We start from the raw sequence: 22,602 nt of genomic DNA, 5'->3' as shown, positions 1-22,602 counted from the left end.
GGATCAGGGGGTCGTTGTGGGGTCGGGATCGGGCTCGGGTTCAGGGGCGCCCGGTGAACTGCCGCGCTGCCAGGCAGCGCCGTCCCAGTAGGCGGTGTCCCAGTTGCCCAGTCGCACGTACTGGCCTTTGGCCCAGATCGTGGTCTGCCCGAGCGCGCCCATCCCGCGCAGCTCGTCGAGGTTCTGCGGAATCCGCTCGTACTCCGAGACGAAGTGGCCAGGCTTGCCGGCCACCACTCCCGTCGGCAGCGGCTCCGGCGCTCGACCGCTCTGCCACTCACCGCCGTCCCAGTACGCCTTGGACCGGTCGCCCAGCTCCACGTACTGTCCCGGGACCCACGCAGCGGACTGACCGAGCGCGCCCATGCCGCGCAGCTCGTTGAGGTTGCCCGGGATCCGGTCGAAGTCCGAGACGAAGTGGCCGGGGTCGCCGGCGACGACGCCCGTCGGCAGCGGTTCGACCGACGAGCACTCGGCCCGTGACAGCTCGGCGCCCTTGACCCGCGAAAGACCCCAGTCTGCGCCGCTCCAGTCCACCGTGACACTCACGCCGGTGACATACGCCGCACCGGCCGGGACCTTCGTGCGATCGGCGGTGTCAGTGATGTCCTTGCCCCGCTTGCTGAAGTAGCGCGCAGCCGAGTAGTCGAACGTGAACTTCGCCTTCGAGTCGGTGGACTGCCCGGCCGCGGTGATCGTCCCGCCGCCCACGCACGAGGTGATCCCCCACGTCGCCTGCACCTGGTACGGCGCGCTGCCCGACTTGGGCGTCACCGCCGACCAGTCGGTCGCGATGGGCCACCTGTCGTGCACGTAGCGCACCTGGATGCCGGGGTCGCTGCCGATCACCGTCGTGCTGCCGTTCCACCCCGAGAACTCGACGTGGTTGTTGTTGGGGACCTTCTCCTTCGACGCGGGATCGCTGCGGATCACCCACTCGGCGTGCCCGTCGCTCACATTCGGTGTGGCATCCACCGCGAACGTCCAGCCCGACGGCGCGTCGCCGGACTGGCGGGCCTGCACGGTCTCGCTGTCTTCGGCGCGCCCGTACGAGCGGTCGCCCCAGACGGACTCGACGCACATGCGGTACGTGTACTCCGTGCCGTCGTCGACGGTGAAGGTCTTGGACGGCCCGCCGTCGGCGACGCATCGCTGCCCCTCGGGCACGAAGCCGTAGCGCAGCTTCGAGCCGTCGCCGCCTGCGATCGCGGTCCCCGTCGCCGTGATGGTGGACTTCCCGTCACCGTTGGACTTCGACTCCAACGTCAAAGCAGGTGACTGCGGCTCGCCGACGCCGTTCGTCGTCACGGTCACGGTGCCGCCCGACGCGACACCGGCGAGACCCGCAGGGATGTCGAAGCGCGAGTAGGGCGTGATCGTGACGATGGTCGCGCGGTTGGTGCCGATGCGATACGAGGGCACGTCGATCGTGTTGCGGTTGCCGTTCACCGGCACCCGCACCGTCTCACCGGTCTCGCTGCGGATCTCGATGCTGCCCGTGGAAGCGGTGTCGACGCCCTTGATCGTGAGCGACACGACCTGGCCGTTGCCGTCGCCGGTCACCACGGGCGCCGCCGTCACGCCCGAGGGCGCCGGTGGCGTGTCGTACGCCCACGCGACGGTGCGCACGCTGCCCTTCGACTCGCCGACGGAGTTGACAGCCCACGCCTCGTACGTGCGCTGCTCGCCGTTGGGGGCCTCGATCGGCGGGCACGACCCATCGGCCTCGCACTCGGCGACGTCCTTGCCGTCCACGCGGATCACGAAGCCCGTCAGCGCCGGGTAGGCCAGACGCGACTCGCCCGGGTCGACCCGCAGCGTGACGGTGCCGTTCGCGTACGAGGACTGCACGACGCTCGCCGGCGTCCTCGGGTAGCCGAGCAGGTCGAGCAGCACGCGGCCGTCGCGCTCCGAACTCGTCACGCGGCCCTGCGCGTCGCGCACGGAGAACGCGGCGGTGCAGGTGGCGCCCGGGGCGTCGCCGGTCCAGGTCGCCGTCACCGCGGTCGCGGACGCCACCTGGAATCCGACACCCGCACAGGAGCCGGTCGGGCGCACCTCGACGAGCTCGAGCGGCGTGTTCGGCAGCGGATTGACCTCGTCGCTCGCGCCGATCACCGTGAACGTGCACGACGAGCCCGACGCCTGCGTGCACTGCTGCGTGATCGAACCGCCCTGCGGAAGCGTCGAGGGCGCCGCGCCCACGCGCAGGATGAGCCGGGCCTGGGCGACGGCCGGGTGGCTCGTGACCGAGACGATCACGACCTCCTCCGAGCCGGGCACGGCACGATCGGTGCCGGTCACCGTGAGCGTGGAGCCGTCCTGCGTGACCTCGAACGCGCTGCCGGCGTAGTCGGTCGCGTAGACGATGCCCTCCCAGTCCGCGCGCAGCTGCCACGTGGTCATCGTCTTCAGGTCGTATGTCGACGTCTCGCCCGGGCCGACCGTGATCGACGCGGGGTGCAGCTCGGGCTGCGGGTCGCGCGGAGTGACGGTGACCGGCACCGACAGGTAGGTCCAGTCCGACTTGCCCTCCAGGCGCACGGGCACCTGGCACGCGTCGACCCAGGGCGCCCCCGTCCCGGCGTCGTAGCGGACCGTCGTGCCGGATTCGAGCGTGCACACGGCTTCGGGGCGCGCGCCGGACGACTTGGTCTCGGCGCCCACCTCGAGGCTCGTGCCCTTTGGCCGCGCGACGAGATCCGCCATGTCGAACGAGACCGACTCCTGCTCGGTGACGGTGGGTGTCGTCGCCCCCGCGCGCAGCGTCAGCGCGAGGTCGTCGTCGCCGGGGACGCGCAGGAACCCGTACGACGTCACCTCCTCGCCCGACGCGCTGGTGCCGGTCACGGCGAACGGGATCAGGCGGGTCTTCTCGGGCAGCTCGCCGCGCAGCTTCGTGCCGTCGACCGTCACGCCGGCGGGTTCGCCCCACAGCGCCACCGTCAGATCGCTCACGTCGCCGCCCGACCACGTCGCCTTGCCCTCGAGGACGTCGACACCGCGGGGGAAGTCGTCGCGCGTCTCGACCGTGAGGTTCGTGTCTGCGACCACCGGGTAGTCCGGCACGCGCTCGCGCACGACCCTCACCACGATGAGACCACGGCCGGTGTTGCCCGAGGTCGACTCGACGTCGTACAGGAACGACATGGTGGTCGGCTCTTCACCGGCGGCGATCACGACCGTCGCGTCGTCGATGTCGAGCACCTGCTCGCCGAGCCGCGCGTAGTCGGGGTTGGCGCTGCCGTCCATCAGCGAAGTGGGCACGTCGGGCCTGATGTCGGTGATCTTCAGCGCGCCCATCGTCGGGTCGACGTCGTTCGAGAGCGGGCTCACGCGGATCGTGTTGCCCTTGCCCGCCTGCACCTGCACGTAGTCGGTGTAGGTGATCGGGCTCGGGTTCGCCTCGCTGTCGAGCACCCCGACGCGGACCGTGCCCTCGGCGCTCTCGCCGAACGAATCCACGACGCGGTACCGGAACGAGACCTGTCCCTTGTCTCCGGGAACGCTCGAGTACAGGATGGATGCCCCGTCCGCGGCGATCGTGGCGGCACCGCGCTGCGGCTGCTCCACGATGCTGTCGAGCGTCACGACGTCGCCGTCGGGGTCCATGCCGAAACCGTCGAAGTCGATCTGAGCGGACTGGCCGCTGAGGACGCGGCCCTCCATCGTGTCGGCGGTCGGCGCACGGTTCGCGTCGTCGTTGATGACCTGGACGCGCACCGTCGCGGTGTCGGCGAGCGAGGGCGATCCGGTCGTGAACACCGAGTAGTCCACGCCGTACTCGCCCGGTGCGCTGGGGGCGAGGTAGCGCAGCACGTCGCCCGAGGCGAAGGCCAGCGCATCCGGCGTCGACGAGACGACCGATGCGGGGTTCAGGGTCGGGCGTCCGCCGGCCGGCGAGATGTCGTTGTCGAGGACCGGGATGTCGATCTGCGCTCCCGCGCGCACGACCACGGTGTCGTCGACCGCGATCGGCGCGAGCTCGGGTGCGGGCGGCAGCAGATACACCGTCGCCTGCCCCTGCACGCGCGAGCCGGCGTCCTCGGTGCCGTCACTGACCAGGTACGTGACAGTCCCGAGGCGCCCCGGGCTGCCGTCGGCCGTTGTGCCCGACACGCGCAGGTGGTTCTGCCCGACCGCGTCCACCGACAGCGTCGCGCCGTCGTCGGCGCGGGCGACCACGTCGCTCAGCAGCAGCACGCGGCGGGTCGGGTTCGACACCGCGTCGAAGACCTCGAGCGTCGCATCCTCACGCGGGTGGACGAAGGCGACCACGGGCGACGTGGCCAGCTGCGCGGGCGCATCGGCAGGAAGCAGCGTGATGCGCGCCGTGCCGTTCGCCTCGCTCGTGCCGTCGGTGACAGTGAAGTCCACCCGGTAGGTGCCGGGGCTCTTCGAGGTGAAGTCGAACGAGGTCGACCCGCCGACGACCGTCGCGGTCGCCGCCGCGTCGTCGAGCACGCGGACCGAGTCGAGCGACAGCGTTCCGGCCGTCCCGGTCACATGGTCTGCCACGTCGACGGTCAGACTCGAGGCCACCGTGTCGGTCACCGCGAACGATTGGACGGCGAGCTTCGGCTGCCCCGACACCTTCACGACCAGCGCCTTGACCGCCGTCTGGCCCTGCGTGTCGGCGACCGTCACCGCGAGCTCGATCGTCTGGTCGCCGGTCTGCCCGTCGTCGCTGTGCTGGTACACGACGTCGCCGCCGGGCGTGGCGGCGACGCTGCCCACACCCGTAGTGTTCTCGACCGACAGCAGCAGGAGCGGGTCGCCCTCGGGGTCGACCCAGCCGTTGAGCACCGGCACCGTGACCGTGCCGCCGAGCGCGACCTCGGGCTGCGGCCACTCCACGAGGCAGCGGTCGACGCCGCACCACTCCGGAGCCGACTCGGCGCCCGCGCCGGCCACGGTCAGCGTGACGGTGGTGGGCTCGGACGTCAGACCGTTCTCGGCCGTCCCGTCCGTGACGCCGTACGAGAAGGTCGCCGACCCGCTCGCGCCGGGCGCCACCTGGACGGCGAAGCGCTGGCCGTCGTCGGTGACCGCCACCGTGCCGAACGCGGGGTCGAGCCCGTTGACGGACGCAGGGTCGATCGTCAGCACGTCCTCGTTCGGATCGTGGTCGTTCAGCAGCACGGGCAGCGTCGCCAGCGCACCGGCGCGCACACCGAAGGCGTCGGGCTCGGCGACCGGAGGCTTGGGATCCAGCACGACCTGCAGCTGGTCGTCGCTGGGCACCGCGTCGGGGTCGGTGCGGTCGTCGAGGCTCCAGTCCTGGCTGGACGGGATCAGCGCGCCGTCGGGAACGGACCACGCCCAGCCCGACCGCGTCTCGTTCAGGATGACGGCGGTGCTGCTGGCCACGAACACCGGGCGCCGGGTGTCGCCGATGCTCTGCCCGTCGTAGTCGAGCGGCACGGTCCCCTCGCCCGACCGCCACAGGAGTCCGTCGGTCTCGCCCTCGCCGAGCCATGCGGCGTACGTCACCCCGTCGTGGGTGATGGGCTGGGCGGGGGTGCCGACGACGGCGCCGTTGCCGCCGCCGACCTCGACCTGCATGTCGGATCCGTCCACGGGCACGCGCACGAGGGCGGTGTCGTCGGCGAGGTACACGTTCGTGCCGCCGGCGTCGGGGGTGCCGACCACGACGGTGCTCGTCATCGGCGCCCGGGATGCGGCATCCTGACCGCGAAGCCACACATCGCCGTCCTCGGTGTCGACGACCGCCCACGTATCGCCCGCCGCCGTGATCGCCGGCATCGTGAGGCCCTCGGGGTCGAGGGCGTCGCGGCCACGCACCTCGCCGTCGCGGACGCTGTAGCGCAGCACCGAGCCGTCGGCGCGCGAGTAGGCGAACAGCATGCCGCGGGTGTCGATCGCAATGGCGTCGGCGGTGTACTGCGGCGCGTTCTCGTCGTCCGACGGGAAGGGATCGAGCTTGCCGGCGGGGCCGCCCGAGAGCCGGCCGGCGTACACGGCGCCGGAATCGGTGAGGTAGGCGGCGAAGTCGCCCGCGGTGACGACCTCGGTGGTTCCGGCCGGAGTCTTCTCCGACGTCTGCAGCGCCTCTTCGTCGAGGTCTGCGGGCATCGACTCGTCGATGCGCGTCACGGTGCTGTAGCTGTCGCTGAACAGGTAGGCGCCGTCGCCGGTCTGCACCACCTGGTCGGGGTTGCTGATGCTGCGGACGGTGTCGAGCTCGCCCACCGACGTGTTGACGCGCGCGTAGCGGCGCCCCTCGCCGGTCTGCAGCGCCCACACCGCGGTGTCGACGTCGGGGGTCTCCTGCGCGTCGAGGCCCGGCCACACGACGCTCACACCGATGACGGCGGCCACCACGGCGCCGGCGGCGACGAGCCCGAACAGCGTGCCGCGACGCATCGGGCCGCGACTGCCGGCCATCACAGCACCCCCGCCGCCACGAGCGTGACCACGACCGCGCCCGCACCGACCACGAGGCCCGCGCCGATGCCGATCACCCAGGGCAGCACGCTGGGGCCGCCGCCGCCGCGACGGCGGGCGGGGGCGGAGATCTCGGTGTCCTCGTCGCGGGCGAGCCCGGCGACCCCGGTGCCCGCGCGCGACTTGCGGGTGAGGTCGCGCTCGACCCGCGAGCGGGCGGGACCGCGCAGGCCCGAGTCGGCGAAGTCGACGGGAGCGGATGCCGGCGACCATTCCGCGTCGGGGATCTCCAGCGGCGTGGGCGACAGACCGAGCTCGGCCTGCACCGAGCGCAGCGCCTCACCGAGCGCGCGGGCCGAGTCGTAGCGGCGCGCGGGATCGCGGTTCATCGCCGTGGCGAGCACCGCCTGCAGCGAGGCGGGCACCTCGTGCCGCGGGATCTCGACATAGGCCGCACGCGCGATGCGGCGGCGCAGGAGGTCCTTCGTGTTCTGTCCGCGCTCGCGTCGCTCGAAGGGGCTGTGCCCGGCCAGCAGCGAGTACACCGTGGCACCGAGGCTCCACACCTCGCTCGCGACGGTGCCGCTGGTCTGCTCGGCGACGACCTCCGGCGCACTCCACGGGATCGACATCGCGAGCACTTCGCCACCGCTTCGCCGCTGCAACGACGCCGAGATGCCGAAGTCCGCGAGCACGGGGGTCCCGAAGGTCGTGACGAGGATGTTGCTCGGCTTCACGTCGCGGTGGATGAGCCCGGCACGGTGCGCCGACTCCAGCGCGCTGGCCATGCGCACACCGATCACCAGCACCTCGTCCACCGGCATCCGCTCGACGCGGTACCGCTGCGACAGCGAACCGGGGCAGAACTCCATGACGATGTACGGCCGGCCGTCGGCCGAGATGCTCGCCTGGTAGACGGTGACGATCGAGGGGTGCGCCGAGAGATGGGCGAGCACGTCCGCCTCGGCGTTGAACATGCGCCGCAGCTCGGGATCGCGCACGTCGCTCGGCATGACCTTGACCGCGACGTTGCGGCGGGGCATGTCCTGCTCGTACAGGTAGACATCGGCGAAACCGCCGGAGCCGAGCGGGCGGATGTAGGCGAGGCCCGGAAGGATCGGGGGTGCCGAGGGAAGCCGTGTGGCCACCGCACCTCCCCGATCCGAAAAACAACTGTGTCTCTGTGCACGCCCCAGGCGCGGCAACAAACCTGGCTAGCCTAACAAAATCGACTCTGACAACGTGCCACGGGGTACCCGGGTATCCCGTGGGAGCGTGGACTCACGGGCGCATTGCTGGACTCAGTCCAACTCGTCGGGCTCATGCGGGTCGAACGGGGCGTCGAGCGACCGCGTCAGATCGGCGAGCATCGCCTCGATCTGGGGCTCGACGTACTCCGCGACGGCGGCCTGGATCCGCAGCCGGTGGTGCAGCAGGATGGTGCAGACCTCACGGCCGACCATGTTGGCGTAGTCGTCGGCGAGCCCGACCTCCTGGCGCAGCGCGGCCTTGGCCTCGTCGGTCAGCGGCGGCAGCGCCGGCACGCCCGCGTCGGCCTCTTCGGCCAGCCCCGCGATCGTGAACAGGAACGGGGCGCCGGGCACGGGATCGGGATCCAGCGGCAGGCCCTCGAACTCCGGGTCGAGCCCCTCGCTCGGACGATAGCTGCGAGCCCGGTTGCGGGTCGCCTGCTGGTCGAGCTCGGCCTGCAGCATGGGGAGGTTCAGCGCCGTGTACTCGGCCACCGCCCGGTCGACGATCGTCTTCATGCGCGTCGAGAGGCCGTGCTGCACGCCGTGCGGGACGTCGGCGCCGAGACCCGCGGCCGACAGCACGGGCGACCCGAAGCAGCGGCGGCACGGCGCCGTGCGACCGCGATGCGTGGCGGGCTCCCAGCGGGGCAGCCACACGAGCCAGGCGTCCACCGCCTGGCTGACCTGGGTCTCGAGCGACCGCTCCACGGTCCCACGGTAGTACGAGGCATCCTCCCGCGCCCCCATTCCGTTCGTCCGTCGCAGCGGCCGGGCGTGCGGGGTCAGGGCTCGCGGGGGTCCTCCCACGGCCACCGCGGCCGGTGCGCGCGCGTGCGCACCAGGGCGATGCCGGCCCACGCGCTGACGAATGCCGCGCCCGCGACGACCGCGCCGAACCACGATGTCGCCAGGCGTCCGGCGACGCCGGTCGCGACGGCCAGGTCGGCGCCGGTGGCGACAGCGCCGAACCACACCCCCCCGACATAGGCGAGGAACGCGGCAGCCGTCGTCCACACGACTCCCCAGAACGAAGGATGCCGGCGGCCTCGGTCGCCGGATGCCGCCGGGGCGGCGGCATCCACTCGCTCGCCGGCGTTCGCGATCGAGGTCCACAGTCCGCCCGCGAAGGCGAGCACCGCGAGGATCACGCCGACGATGCCGGGGATCTGGCCGAGGCCGGGAGTCGCGATGACGTCCTCGCCGGTCGAGAGGCTCACCATGCCGAACCCGAAGATCACGAGGGCCGCGAAGCCGATCGTCGCGAAGGCGAGCGCGACCGGCGGGCGCACCGGCCCGCCTGACGCTCCCGGGGTTCCGTCGGCGGCCATACCTCCAGGGTACGTCGGCGCGGCCGCCCGGGACCGGGCGCCGACACAGCGGAATCCCGCCGAGGCAGGTGACGGTGTCACCGGTCTCGACGGGATTGCCCGGTCTCGTGGTGCGCTGCTACGGGCGGATCAGCTGCGGCCCCGCCTCGAGCGTGCGCTCGTACTCGCGCTGCGCCTCGATGTTGAGCTCGGTGACGCGCTTCGCGCGCGCCGCGGCCCAGGCTCCGAACCAGATCGTCAGCTCGCGGCCGATCACGAAGGCCCCGAACGCGAGCGGGGTCAGCAGCTGGCTCTCGGCCAGGTCGGAGCCCTCGCTCGCGGTGAGCTCCCAGAACGGCGCCTGGAACAGCGCGCCGAGGATGTGGCCGCCGTAGGCCGCGGCGCCGACGAGCAGGCCGAAGATCACCCATGCGCCCCAGCGGCCGCGATTGATGATCGCCCCGAGCAGCCAGAACGCGAGGAAGAACACGACGACCGGCACCCACAGCGACCACGTGCGGAGCGCGTCGACGACCGTCGTGCCGATGTTCTCGCCGGTCACGTCGCCCTCGATGGCGCGGACGCCGAGGCCGAGCGCGAGGTAGAGGACGGCGAAGGCGAGGGCTGCGAGCAGGCCGATGGCGCCTGCCGCGGCGCGGTTGCCGCGAGGGCGCGGCGCCTCGGGGGCCTGCACGAAGATCGGCTGGGCGGCCGCGACCGTCGCGGCCTCGGCCACCACCGGTTCGCTCGGGGTGACGACCGGCGCCTCGGCCACCGGCGCGTCGACGACCGGCGCGTCGACGACGGTCGGGGACTCGTCGGCGGCCGACGAGTACACCGCGGTGTCGGCCGCGGTCGCGGCGGGGATGTCGAGGGATGCCGCCTCCGCCGAGTCCCACGGGTCGGGCTCTGCGGCAGCAGGCGCCGGCTCGGACCCGGTCGCGGTCTCGGACGGGACGGACGGTGCGGGCGTCGCGACGGGCTGCGCATCGGTGGACTCGGCGGGAGCCGCTGCCCCGTCGGCCGTGGCGTCGGCGTCGGCCTCGACGGCCGAATCTGTGACGGCCTCGCCGTCGGCCGGGGCCTCGGGTCCTGACGTGCCGGAAGCCTCGGCGCCGCGTCCCGCGGCCTCTGCCTCGGCAAGGCCCTCGTTCGCGCGACCGACGACGTCGTCGACACCGCCGGGCTCTTCGACGGGCTCGCCGTAGGACGACTTGGGGTCACTCATCGTCAGCACTCCTCACGTCGGGGCCGGTGCCCCGCAGTGCGACAGTAGCCCGTGGCCTCGCGCATGCCACGCAGGCGTGCCGGGCGCGGCGCGGACGCCCTGAGGCCGCGCGGCGCGGCGGGCTCGGGCGCGACGAGCGCCTAGCCTGGGGCGATGGCAGCCCCAGCGACCCGACTCGCCGCCATGGCGGCATCCGTTCTCCTCGCGATCGCCGCCCTCACGGCGTGCGCGCCCGACGGCACCCCCGAAGGGGAATTCACCTACACCCCGACGCCGTCGACGAGCACCTCGGCGAAACCCACGCCGACCCCGACGCCGACCGCGCACGCCGAGATCCCGACCGACTGCAAGGAGATCCTCAACGCGGATGTGCTCGCGCAGCTGGAGGGCACGCCGCTCAACGATCCGGCCTTCGGGGCCTCGGGGCCGCAGTCCGACGGGAGCCTCATCTGCGTATGGGGCGACCCGGCGGCCGATGCCACCAACCTCGTCACCACGATCACCTACATCTCGCGCGGTCCCGCGCTGGACCAGCTCAACAAGCTGGCCGACGAGGAGGGCTTCACCTGCTACACGCCCGACCACGGCACGCGCTGCGAGAAGACCTGGCAGGACGCGGATCATCCGGTCACCTCGGGTCGCACCCTGTACTGGCGCGACGGCGTGCTCATCGACACGAAGTACTCGCACCTCGCGCCGACCGGCTACACCTCCGCCGTGGTCGCCGCGATCTTCGGCTGAGGACGCGCAGGCCTGAGCCCGCTCAGCCGAACACCTCGCTCTCCAGCCGCGCGCCGAACCGCTTCGGGTGCCATCCGGTCTCCACACTGACGAGCCACAGCCCATCGCGCAGGGTGTGCTCCTCGCGCACCTCCCCCTGCGTGCGGGCGCAGTCCAGCGCCTCGCCTGCCGTCTCGCACGCGAATCCGTCGGCCTCGAGCGACGCCTCGGCGATCGCCGACGAGTCCGCGTCGATCCTGGCCAGCGTCGTCACGATGCCGCCCGATTCGAACCGCCAGGTGCACGTCACCACGACGTCGGCGTCGACCGCGTCGGCGAACGCGCGTGCCCCGGTCGTCGGGGCCGCGTGCGTCTGGTCCAGCAGCGACCCGGGATGCCACATCAGCTCGTTCCACAGGTCATCCGCGTACAGCGACCGGCAGTCGACCTGCTCCCCCGCCGCGACGTCCTGCGCGGGCGTCGGCGCCGTCGTGTGAGTGGGCCGCGGCGCTGTCGCCGTGCGAAGTGTGTCGCCGATCCACGCGACCGACACCGGGACCATCGGCAGCGCCAGCCACACGAGTCCCGCCACGACGCCGGCGCACAGCATCCCGGCGGGCACGGCGATCCACGAGTTGCGCCCGCTGATCCGTGCCATGGTCCCCCCGACCGTCTCCCCCACGGTAAGTCGGGGAAGCGGATGCCGGACGCAGGAACGCCGAAGGGCCCCGGCGAACCGGGGCCCTTCGTGAGTACGGGACTCAGTTGTAGTCGGTCGAGAAACCGTCCGTCGAGAAGCTGTCGAAGTCGACGTAGCTCAGGTCGGCGTCGGTGTACGCGCCGTCCGAGGCGAAGATGCGGTTGGGGTACCGCTCGCTCTTGGCCTCCTCCGTCGCCTCGACCGTGACGTCGCGGTACTTCGCGAGGCCGGTTCCGGCGGGGATGAGCTTTCCGATGATGACGTTCTCCTTGAGGCCCATGAGCGGGTCGCTCTTGCCCTCCATGGCCGCCTGCGTCAGGACGCGGGTGGTCTCCTGGAACGACGCAGCCGACAGCCACGACTCGGTCGCGAGCGACGCCTTCGTGATACCCATCAGCTCGGGACGACCCGACGCCGGGCGCTTGCCCTCGCCGACCGCCTCGCGGTTGATGTTCTGGTACTTCTTGAAGTCGACCAGCTCACCCGGCAGCAGCGTGGTGTCGCCGTGGTCGACCACGGTGACCTTGCGCAGCATCTGACGGACGATGACCTCGATGTGCTTGTCGTGGATCGGCACACCCTGCGAGCGGTACACGCCCTGGACGCCGTTCACGAGGTACTTCTGCACCTCACGGGCACCCATGACACGCATGACCTCCTTGGGGTCGAGCGTGCCCACCAGGATCGGCTGACCCACCGTGACGCGCTGACCGTCCTCGACCAGGAGCGTCGCGCGCTTCAGGACCGGGTAGACGTGCGGCTCGTCGCCGTTGTCGGGCGTGAGGATGACCTTCTTGGACTTGTCGGTCTCGTCGATCGTGATGCGGCCATCGGCCTCTGCGATCGGCGACGCGCCCTTGGGGGTGCGGGCCTCGAACAGCTCCTGCACGCGGGGAAGACCCTGCGTGATGTCGTCGGCGGAGGCCGAGCCACCGGTGTGGAAGGTACGCATCGTCAGCTGCGTGCCGGGCTCACCGATCGACTGGGCCGCGATGATGCCGACGGCCTCGCCGATGTCGACGATCTTGCCGGTCGCGAGCGAACGGCCGTAGCACTTCGCGCAGACGCCGACCGCCGAGTCACAGGTGAGCACGGAGCGCACCTTGATCGACTCGACACCGGCCGCCACCAGCTTGTCGATGAGCACGTCGCCGACGTCCTCACCGGCCGAGGCGACGACCTCGCCGGTCGGGGCCACGGCGTCGGCCGCGAGCGTGCGGGCGAACACCGAGTTCTCGACGTTCGCGTCGCGCACCAGGACGCCTTCGCTGTTCGGCGCCGCGATGACGAACTCGAGGCCCTTGGTGGTGCCGCAGTCCTCTTCGCGGATGATGACGTCCTGCGAGACGTCGACGAGACGACGCGTCAGGTAGCCCGAGTCGGCGGTACGGAGGGCCGTGTCGGCCAGACCCTTACGGGCACCGTGCGTCGCGATGAAGTACTCCGCCACCGACAGACCCTCGCGGTACGAGGAGATGATCGGACGGGGGATGATCTCACCCTTCGGGTTGTTCACCAGGCCTCGCATACCCGCGATGTTGCGGATCTGCAGCCAGTTACCACGGGCGCCCGACGAGACCATGCGGTTGATGGTGTTGTCGGCCGGGAAGTGGTCGCGCATCGCCTTCTGGACCTCGTCGGTCGCCTCGGTCCAGATCTTGATGAGCTCCTGACGACGCTCGGCGTCGGTGGTGAGACCCTTCTCGAACTGCGCCTGGACCTTCGCGGCCTGCTTCTCGTAGCCCGCGACGATCTCGCCCTTGTTCGGGGGCGTCAGGATGTCGCTGAGCGCGACCGTCACACCCGAGCGCGTGGCCCAGTAGAAGCCGGCGTCCTTGATGCGGTCGAGCGAAGCCGCGACCTCCACCTTCGGGTACTCCTCGGCGAGCTTGTTGACGATCTGCGACAGCTTGCCCTTGTCTGCCTGCTCGCGCACGAACGGGTAGCCCTTGGGGAGCGTGTCGTTGAAGATCGCCTGGCCCAGCGACGCGTCCACGAGGCCGTGGCGCTCGTAGCCCTCGGGAGCTTCGCCCTCGAGGAAGGCGAGACCGGGGATGCGGATGCGGACCTTGGCCTGCAGGTCGAGGGTGCCCTCGTCCTTCGCCAGGATCGCCTCGCCGACCGAGCCGAACACACGACCCTCACCGGCAGCGCCCTCCTTGACCGTGGTCAGGTGGTGCAGACCGATGATCATGTCCTGCGAGGGCAGGGTCACCGGGCGGCCGTCCGACGGCTTCAGGATGTTGTTCGACGCCAGCATCAGGATGCGGGCCTCGGCCTGGGCCTCGACCGACAGCGGCAGGTGCACGGCCATCTGGTCACCGTCGAAGTCGGCGTTGAACGCCGCGCAGACGAGCGGGTGCAGCTGGATGGCCTTGCCCTCGACGAGCTGAGGCTCGAAGGCCTGGATGCCGAGACGGTGCAGCGTGGGCGCACGGTTCAGCAGCACAGGGCGCTCGCGGATGATCTCTTCGAGCACGTCCCAGACCTCGGGACGCGTGCGCTCGACGGCGCGCTTGGCGGCCTTGATGTTCTGCGAGTGACCGAGGTCGATGAGGCGCTTGATCACGAACGGCTTGAACAGCTCGAGCGCCATCTGCTTGGGCAGACCGCACTGGTGGAGCTTGAGCTGCGGACCGACGATGATGACCGAACGGCCCGAGTAGTCCACGCGCTTGCCGAGCAGGTTCTGACGGAAGCGACCCTGCTTGCCCTTGAGCATGTCGCTCAGGGACTTGAGGGCGCGGTTGCCGGTGCCGGTGACGGGACGACCGCGGCGGCCGTTGTCGAACAGCGCGTCGACGGCCTCCTGCAGCATGCGCTTCTCGTTGTTGACGATGATCTCGGGGGCACCGAGGTCGATCAGGCGACGGAGGCGGTTGTTGCGGTTGATCACACGACGGTAGAGGTCGTTCAGGTCGGAGGTCGCGAAGCGGCCACCGTCCAGCTGCACCATCGGGCGCAGCTCCGGCGGGATCACCGGGACGACGTCCAGCACCATCGAGGCCGGGCTCATGCCGGTCGAGAGGAACGAGTTGACGACCTTCAGGCGCTTGATCGCGCGGATCTTGCGCTGGCCCTTGCCCTCCGAGATCTGCAGGTGCAGGCTCTCGGCCTCGGCGGCCAGGTCGAAGCTCTCCAGGCGGCGCTTGATCGACTCGGCGCCCATGTGGGCCTCGAAGTACTGACCGAAGCGGTCCTGCAGCTCGTGGAAGATCTCGTCCTCGCCCTTGAGCTGGCCGACCTCGAGGTTGCGGAAGTCCTCCCACACCTTCTCGAGGCGCGTGACCTGGTCGTCCGCGTTCTTGCGGATCGAGGCCATCTCCTTCTCGGCGGCGTCCTTGACCTTCTTCTTCTGGTCGGCCTTGGCACCCTCCTCCTCGAGCGCGGCGAGCTCCTCCTCCAGCTTCTGGAGGCGAGCGGCGACACGCGCGTCGCGGCGGTCCGCGAGCGTCTTCAGCTCGAGGCGGATGTTGTTCTCCTGCGTCGAGAGGTCGCGGTGACGCGCCTCCTCGTCGACCGAGATCACCATGTAGGCGGCGAAGTAGATGACCTTCTCGAGGTCCTTCGGCGCCATGTCGAGCAGGTACCCGAGGCGCGAAGGAACGCCCTTGAAGTACCAGATGTGCGTGACGGGCGCGGCGAGCTCGATGTGGCCCATGCGCTCACGGCGGACCGAGGACTTGGTGACCTCGACGCCGCAGCGCTCGCAGACGATGCCCTTGAAGCGGACGCGCTTGTACTTGCCGCACGCGCACTCCCAGTCGCGCGAGGGTCCGAAGATCTGCTCGCCGAACAGGCCGTCCTTCTCGGGCTTCAGGGTGCGGTAGTTGATGGTCTCGGGCTTCTTGACCTCGCCGTACGACCAACGACGGATGTCGTCAGCGGTGGCCAGGCCGATGCGAAGCTGATCGAAAGTGGTTGATTCGAGCACTGGTTCTCCTGTGTCGGAAATTCGTTCGTTGCCTGGTGCTTAGATCTCGTCGATCGACGAGGACTCGAAGCGGCTGGAGATGTTGATGCCGAGCTCCTCCGCGGCGCGGAAGGCGTCGTCGTCGGTGTCGCGCAGGTTGACCGCGGTGCCGTCGGCCGAGAGCACCTCGACGTTCAGGCAGAGCGACTGCATCTCTTTCATGAGCACCTTGAACGACTCGGGGATGCCGGGCTCCTGGATGTTCTCGCCCTTGACGATCGCCTCGTAGACCTTGACGCGGCCGAGGATGTCGTCGGACTTGATCGTGAGGAGCTCCTGGAGCGCGTATGCGGCGCCGTAGGCCTCGAGGGCCCACACCTCCATCTCACCGAAGCGCTGACCGCCGAACTGCGCCTTACCACCGAGCGGCTGCTGGGTGATCATCGAGTACGGGCCCGTCGAGCGCGCGTGGATCTTGTCGTCCACGAGGTGGTGCAGCTTCAGGATGTACATGTAGCCGACCGAGATCGGAGCCGGGAACGGCTCGCCGGAGCGGCCGTCGAAGAGCTGCGTCTTGCCGGTCGAGTCGATCAGGCGCACGCCGTCGCGGTTCGGGGTCGTCGAGTCGAGCAGACCCGCGATCTCGTCCTCGAACGCGCCGTCGAACACCGGGGTGGCGACCTTGGTGCCGGCCGGAGCCTCGAACGCCTGCTGCGGCAGGTGCGCGGCCCACTCGGGCGTGCCCTCGACCTTCCAGCCCTGCTTGGCGATCCAGCCCAGGTGCAGCTCGAGGACCTGGCCGAAGTTCATTCGACCCGGGATGCCGAGCGGGTTGAGGATCACGTCGACCGGCGTGCCGTCGGCGAGGAAGGGCATGTCTTCGACCGGAAGGATCTTCGCGATGACACCCTTGTTGCCGTGGCGGCCGGCGAGCTTGTCGCCCTCGGTGATCTTGCGCTTCTGGGCGATGTAGACCACAACGCGGCGGTTGACGCCCGAGCCCAGCTCGTCGTCGCCGTCTTCGGCGTTGAACTCCTTGACCGCGATGATCGTGCCCTGCTCACCGTGGGGGACCTTCAGCGACGTGTCGCGGACCTCGCGGCTCTTCTCGTTGAAGATCGCGCGCAGCAGACGCTCCTCGGCCGACAGCTCGGTCTCGCCCTTGGGCGTGACTTTGCCGACGAGGATGTCACCGGGACGCACCTCGGCGCCGATGCGGATGATGCCGCGCTCGTCGAGGTCCTTCAGCAGGTCGGGGCTGACGTTGGGGAGGTCACGGGTGATCTCCTCCTTGCCGAGCTTGGTGTCGCGCGCGTCGACCTCGTACTCCTCGATGTGGATCGACGAGAGCACGTCGTCCTTCACGAGGTTCTGGCTGAGGATGATCGCGTCCTCGAAGTTGTGGCCCTCCCACGTCATGAAGGCGACGAGGAGGTTCTTGCCGAGCGCGAGCTCGCCGTTCTCGGTGGCGGGGCCGTCGGCGATGACCTCGCCGGCCTCGACACGCTCGCCGGCCGAGACGACCACGCGCTGGTTGTACGAGGTGCCCTGGTTCGAGCGGTCGAACTTGCGCAGGAAGTAGTCCTGCGTGCCGCCCTCGTCCAGCTGCACGGTCACGACGTCGGCCGAGACCTCGACCACGACACCCGGCTTCTGGGCGGTGACCACGTCACCGGCGTCGATGGCCGCGAAGCCCTCCATGCCGGTGCCGACCACCGGCGACTCCGAACGCAGGAGCGGGACGGCCTGGCGCTGCATGTTCGCACCCATGAGGGCGCGGTTGGCGTCGTCGTGCTCGAGGAACGGGATGAGCGAGGTCGCGACCGACACCATCTGGCGCGGCGAGACGTCCATGTAGCCGATCTCGTCCGAGTGGAAGAGGTCGACCTCGCCACCGTTTCCGCGGCGGGCGAGTACCCGGTCCTGGGCGAAGCTGCCGTCCGACTTCAGCTCGACACCGGCCTGCGCGACGATGTAGTCGCTCTCTTCCGAGGCGGTCAGGTAGTCGATCTGGTCGGTGACCTTGCCCTCGACCACGCGACGGTACGGCGTCTCGATGAAGCCGAACGCGTTGATGCGCGCGAACGAGGCGAGCGAGCCGATCAGGCCGATGTTCGGGCCTTCCGGGGTCTCGATCGGGCACATGCGGCCGTAGTGCGACGGGTGGACGTCGCGGACCTCGACGCCGGCGCGCTCGCGCGACAGACCGCCGGGGCCCAGGGCCGACAGGCGGCGCTTGTGGGTCAGACCCGCGAGCGGGTTGTTCTGGTCCATGAACTGCGACAGCTGCGACGTGCCGAAGAACTCCTTGATCGCCGCCACGACGGGGCGCACGTTGATCAGGGTCTGCGGCGTGATCGCCTCGATGTCCTGCGTGGTCATGCGCTCGCGGACGACGCGCTCCATGCGCGACAGACCGGTGCGGACCTGGTTCTGGATGAGCTCGCCGACCGCGCGGATGCGACGGTTGCCGAAGTTGTCGATGTCGTCGACGTCCAGGCGGATCTCGGCGGGCTTGCCGCCGCGCACGCCGTCGAAGACGACGTCGCCGCGGTGCAGGCGCACCAGGTACTTGATCGTGGCGACGATGTCGTCGACCGTCAGCACCGAGTCGGTGAGCGGCTTGTCGAGACCGAGCTTGTGGTTGATCTTGTACCGGCCGACCTTCGCGAGGTCGTAGCGCTTCGGGTTGAAGTAGAAATTGTCAAGGAGCGCGCGGGCGGCCTCGGCGGCGACCTGCTCGCCCGGACGGAGCTTGCGGTAGATGTCGCGGAGCGCGTCCTCCTTGGTGAGGATCGTGTCCTTCGACAGCGTCTCTTCGATCGACTCGAAGCCGGCGAACTCGTTGAGGATGTCTTCCGACGTGAGGCCGAGGGCCTTCAGGAAGACCGTGACGGACTGCTTGCGCTTGCGGTCGATGCGCACGCCGACCTGGTCGCGCTTGTCGATCTCGAACTCGAGCCACGCACCGCGCGAGGGGATGACGCGCGCCGACACGATGTCCTTGTCGGAGGTCTTGTCGGGGGTCTTGTCGAAGTAGACGCCGGGCGAACGGACGAGCTGCGACACGACGACGCGCTCGGTGCCGTTGATGATGAACGTGCCCTTGTCGGTCTGGAGCGGGAAGTCGCCCATGAAGACCGTCTGGGTCTTGATCTCACCGGTCTGGTGGTTCATGAACTCGGCCTCGACGTAGAGCGGGGCCGCGTACGTCTTGCCGCGCTCCTTGCACTCCTCGATGGAGTACTTCTCAGGCTCGAGGTACGGGTTCGTGAACGAGAGCTGCATGGTCTCGCTCAGGTCCTCGATCGGCGAGATCTCTTCGAAGATCTCCTCCAGTCCGCTGACCTCGGGGACGTCCGTGCGGCCCTCGCCCTTGGCCTCGGCGACGCGCGCCTTCCAGGCCTCGTTGCCGACGAGCCAGTCGAACGACTCGGTCTGCAGCGCGAGAAGGTCGGGGACCGTCAGCGTGTCGGAGATCTTGGCGAACGAGAGGCGGGAAGCTCCGCGTCCGTTCTTGGGGGTGGTGGTGGGATTGGATGCGTTGCGCGCAGCAGCCAAGGGGATTACCTCCGTGGGCCCGTGGGGCTCGTTTCCTTGTCGTCAGGTGGAGTGCTCTTCGTCCCCGAAGCCCGCGCACCACGCCTCGCAACGAGCGAGGGGGCACAGGCACAGCCGACCACCATATGAGGGCAGGGGGAATCCAAGAGCGCAAAGACCTACTATACGTCGAACGACGCGCCGTGTCCAGTCGGATTCTTGACGAGTTTCGGATGCTGCGGTATAAGCCCGATTCTCGCAGATCGTTCACAGCATCGGGGCCGTCGCACGGTCTGCGCGACGGCCCCGACGGCGGCCCGCTGCCGGGCCGGCTGTGCGTGGGACGGCTCGGATCAGCCCGTCTTGCCGCTGCCGTTGCAGGCCATGCCGGGTGAGGGGACCATGTCCTTGAGCCCCGCCCGCACGAACATGCCGTAGCTCTGCGTGCCGTGGTACCCGTTCTTCTGGTTGCCGCGCATGGCCAGGCCGTCGTCGTCGAACCCCTCGGGGTTGCCCTCGAGGCTGTCGACGGTGTCCTGGCCCGAGAACGCGCACTCCGACGAGTGGCCGTTGCCGGCACCGTGGGTGTCCTTCCCGTTCCCGGTGACCTCGCCGGCGTTGGCCACCCCTGCGCCCGCCAGCACCAGTCCCACGGCGAGCGCACAGCCCGCGATCAATCGCTTCATTGCTTACCTCCCCAGATTCGAAGGTCGCAGATGCGGCCCTCCCCGGCGCACAAGGTACGCCTGTGCGACCCCGGCCGGAAGACCCCCGCGAGCGGACGCAGACCGCAGGTGGCGGCATCCATTCGCCTTCCTCACCCCGGGGAGCGGATGCATCGGTGTACCGAAACCGTGGCGTGACGGGCCCGGCAGGGCCATGATGTGCACATGACTGGGGGACGATCCCCCGTGATCCGCACGCCCGACCAGCGGATCCGGGTGTTCGTGAGCTCGACCCTGCGCGAGCTCGCGGAGGAACGTGAGGCGGTGAAGTCCGCCGTGGAGCGACTGAGACTCGCGCCGGTGATGTTCGAGCTGGGGGCTCGTCCGCATCCGCCGCGGGAGCTGTACCGCTCGTATCTCGCGCAGAGCGACGTGTTCGTCGGGATCTACGGCGCGAGCTACGGCTGGGTGGCGCCCGGCGAGGAGGTGTCGGGACTCGAGGACGAGTACAACCTGGCTCCTGCGGGAATGCCGAAGCTGATCTACGTCAAGGACGCCGACAGCCGCGACGACCGTCTGGCGGCGCTGATCGCGCGCATCCAGGACGACGACACGGCGGCGTACCTGCACTTCCGCACCGCGGCCGAGCTCGAGGACCAGGTGGCGTCGGACCTCGCGATGCTGCTGGCCGAGCGCTTCGACGAGTCCCGGGTGGATGCCGGTCCCGACGGGGCCTCCTCGTCGCTTGCCGGGCGGGTGCCGGTGCCCTATACCGCGACCATCGGCCGCGACGCCGACATCGAGGCCGTGCGCACGCTCCTCGCGCGCGGCGCCGACCGGGTGGTGAGCCTGGTCGGACCCGGCGGGATCGGCAAGAGCCGCCTCGCGATCGAGACCGCGCGGGCGTGCGAGGAGCTCTTTCCGGACGGCGTGTACTTCGTGCTGCTGGAGGGGGTGCTGGAGCCCGGGCTGCTGCTGCCGACGATCGCCTATCACCTCGGCATCCGCGACAACGGCGAGGCGGCACTCGAGGAGCGCATCGCGCACGCGCTGCAGGACCGTCGCGTGCTGCTGGTGCTCGACAACTTCGAGCAGATCGTGGATGCCGCGCCGGTCCTGGTCCGGCTGTACACGGTGGCCCCCGCGGCGACGTTCCTGGTGACCAGCCGGATCGTGCTGCGCATCCGCGGCGAGCGCGTGTACGAGGTGCCCCCGCTGTCGACGCCGCGGGACGAGCTGCCTGCGAGCCTCGACCCGGCGACCCGGACCGCTGCGGTGGCGCTGTTCGTGGATCGCGCGAAGGCGATCGACCCGCACTTCGACGTCACCCCCGGCAACGCCGCCGCCCTCGCCGAGATCTGCCGTGCGCTCGAAGGGCTGCCGCTGGCGATCGAGCTCGCCGCCGCCAAGGTGCGGATCCTCAGCCCCGCCGGCATCGCCGAGCGACTCGGGCAGAGCCTGCCGCTGCTGACGGCGGCCGTGCGCGACCTGCCCGAGCGGCATCGCACGATGCGCGCGACGATCGACTGGAGCGTGAGCCTGCTTCCCGACGTGCAGCGCGACCTGCTCGAAGACCTCGGCGTGTTCGCGACCCGGTTCACACTCGACGCCGTCGAGGCGCTGGGACGCGGCCGGTCGTGGGACGGCCAGGCGATCGACGCGCTCGCGGCGCTCGTGGACGGCTCCCTGGTCAAGCAGTACGAGCTCGGCGGCCGGCGCGTGTTCTCGCTGCTGGCGATCGTGCGCGAATACGCCCTGGGCCGCCTCAAGGAGCGGGGCGAGGCGGTGCGCATGCGTCGCGCGCACGCCGACTACTACTGCGCGCTGGTGAGCCGCGTGGCTCCCGACCTCGGCGGCCGCGGTCAGGCCGAGGCGGTCGCCCGGCTCGGCCTGGAGCTGCCGAACCTGCGCGCTGCCGTGCGGCATCTGGTGCACACCGACCGGCTCGACGACGCCGGCGACTTCGCGTGGAGCCTGCTCATCTACTGGTGGATCTCGGGGTTCTTCGCCGAGGTGCGGGTGTGGATGCTGGAACTGCTCGAGAAGCAGCACGACATGCCGATCACCCCGCACACCCGCGCGATCGCATGGTTCTTCGCGCTGTGGGGCGAGATGTGGCAGCGGCCTTCGGAGCAGGTGGTGGCGGGGCTGGGTGAGTGCGTGCGGCTGTTCACCGAGAGCGGGGATCCGGATGCCGCGGCCATGGCGCTCGCGGCACGGGCGACGGCGCGCGTGCAGTTCTCGGACCTGGACTCCGACAAGGCCGAGACCGAGCTGCGCGACGCCGTCGTGCGGCTGCGGGAGCACGGCAACGCGTGGGCCGAGGCGATCACCGAGGTCTCGCTCGGGCGTCTGGCCTGGGTGCGCGGCGCCACCGACGACGCACTCGCGCACTTCGACCGCGCGACGGCTGTCGCCCAGGAGCACGGCGACCTGTTCACCACCTCGGTCGCCGGCAACCTGCGATCGCGACTGAACTTCCAGCTCGGACACCTCGAGACCGCCGAGGACGAGTTCGTCCGCACCCTGCTGATGTCGGTGCGCCTGCACTACGACGAGGGCGTCGCCTACGGACTCGAAGGCGTGTGCGCGGTCGCCGCCGCCCACGGCGAGGCGTGGCGGGCGGCGGCGCTCGCGGTCGCGGCGGGTGAGATCCGCCGCCGCATCGGCATCTTCGACGTCGAGGCGTTCACGGTGCACACGCCCTACCTCGACATCCTGCGCGGCCGCGACCCGGCGAGCGTCGCCGCGGGCGAGGCCGCCGGCGCGGAGCTGTCGCTGGCCGAGGCGGTGCAGCTGGCGCTCCCCGAGCACGATCACGACGCCGTCGCCGCCGCCCTGCTGGCCTGGTGACCGGCGCGCAGCGCG

General features: G+C 70.3%; 11 protein-coding genes. 2 read left to right on the top strand and 9 right to left on the bottom strand.

The window, feature by feature from the left end; translation table 11 throughout:
• Window positions 1-3: 3 nt before the first annotated feature.
• The 5 genes from ABEA46_RS12595 to ABEA46_RS12575 form a co-directional block, all read right to left on the bottom strand.
• Window positions 4-6,408 (bottom strand): Ig-like domain-containing protein, encoded by a 6,405-nt coding sequence (locus ABEA46_RS12595; protein WP_345544904.1) that lies wholly within the window; start codon window positions 6,406-6,408, stop codon window positions 4-6.
• Complete coding sequence (locus ABEA46_RS12590) at window positions 6,408-7,556, bottom strand: serine/threonine-protein kinase (protein ID WP_345544903.1); 1,149 nt, start codon at window positions 7,554-7,556, stop codon at window positions 6,408-6,410. The genes ABEA46_RS12595 and ABEA46_RS12590 overlap by 1 nt, the downstream gene beginning before the upstream one ends.
• Window positions 7,557-7,709: 153 nt before the next feature.
• Entirely contained in the window at window positions 7,710-8,369 is a 660-nt protein-coding gene (locus ABEA46_RS12585) for a spermidine/putrescine ABC transporter substrate-binding protein (protein WP_345544902.1), read from the bottom strand.
• 74 nt (window positions 8,370-8,443) lie between these two features.
• Entirely contained in the window at window positions 8,444-8,989 is a 546-nt protein-coding gene (locus ABEA46_RS12580; protein ID WP_345544901.1) for a hypothetical protein, read from the bottom strand.
• Between the two features lie 118 nt (window positions 8,990-9,107).
• On the bottom strand, window positions 9,108-10,196 hold the full coding sequence (locus ABEA46_RS12575) for an ABC transporter (protein WP_345544900.1): 1,089 nt from the start codon (window positions 10,194-10,196) through the stop codon (window positions 9,108-9,110).
• A gap of 153 nt (window positions 10,197-10,349) precedes the next feature.
• On the opposite strand from ABEA46_RS12575, the gene ABEA46_RS12570 reads away from it, so the two are divergent.
• The gene (locus tag ABEA46_RS12570) at window positions 10,350-10,937 is read left to right on the top strand and encodes a hypothetical protein (protein WP_345544899.1); all 588 of its coding nucleotides are present in this window, start codon (window positions 10,350-10,352) and stop codon (window positions 10,935-10,937) included.
• A gap of 22 nt (window positions 10,938-10,959) precedes the next feature.
• Here ABEA46_RS12570 and ABEA46_RS12565 read toward each other — a convergent pair whose 3' ends face one another.
• The 4 genes from ABEA46_RS12565 to ABEA46_RS12550 form a co-directional block, all read right to left on the bottom strand.
• Window positions 10,960-11,574, bottom strand: coding sequence for a hypothetical protein (locus ABEA46_RS12565; protein ID WP_345544898.1), 615 nt, complete (start codon window positions 11,572-11,574; stop codon window positions 10,960-10,962).
• A 103-nt stretch (window positions 11,575-11,677) separates the two neighbouring features.
• Complete coding sequence (gene rpoC, locus ABEA46_RS12560) at window positions 11,678-15,550, bottom strand: DNA-directed RNA polymerase subunit beta' (RefSeq protein ID WP_345544897.1); 3,873 nt, start codon at window positions 15,548-15,550, stop codon at window positions 11,678-11,680.
• Window positions 15,551-15,589: 39 nt separating this feature from the next.
• Window positions 15,590-19,090 carry a DNA-directed RNA polymerase subunit beta gene (gene rpoB, locus ABEA46_RS12555; RefSeq protein WP_345544896.1) on the bottom strand — a complete coding sequence of 1,167 codons (3,501 nt, stop codon included), beginning with the start codon at window positions 19,088-19,090 and terminating at the stop codon, window positions 15,590-15,592.
• A 332-nt stretch (window positions 19,091-19,422) separates the two neighbouring features.
• A complete protein-coding gene (locus ABEA46_RS12550; protein ID WP_345544895.1) occupies window positions 19,423-19,755 on the bottom strand; it encodes a hypothetical protein in 333 nt (110 codons plus the stop codon).
• Between the two features lie 225 nt (window positions 19,756-19,980).
• Between ABEA46_RS12550 and ABEA46_RS12545 the strand changes: the two genes are divergently transcribed.
• Window positions 19,981-22,587 carry an ATP-binding protein gene (locus ABEA46_RS12545; protein ID WP_345544894.1) on the top strand — a complete coding sequence of 869 codons (2,607 nt, stop codon included), beginning with the start codon at window positions 19,981-19,983 and terminating at the stop codon, window positions 22,585-22,587.
• The last annotated feature ends 15 nt before the right edge of the window (window positions 22,588-22,602 follow it).

The organism is Microbacterium jejuense, from assembly GCF_039544225.1.
In the GTDB taxonomy this organism is placed as follows: Bacteria; Actinomycetota; Actinomycetes; order Actinomycetales; family Microbacteriaceae; genus Microbacterium; species Microbacterium jejuense.
This window is presented reverse-complemented; position numbering and strand designations above follow the sequence as displayed.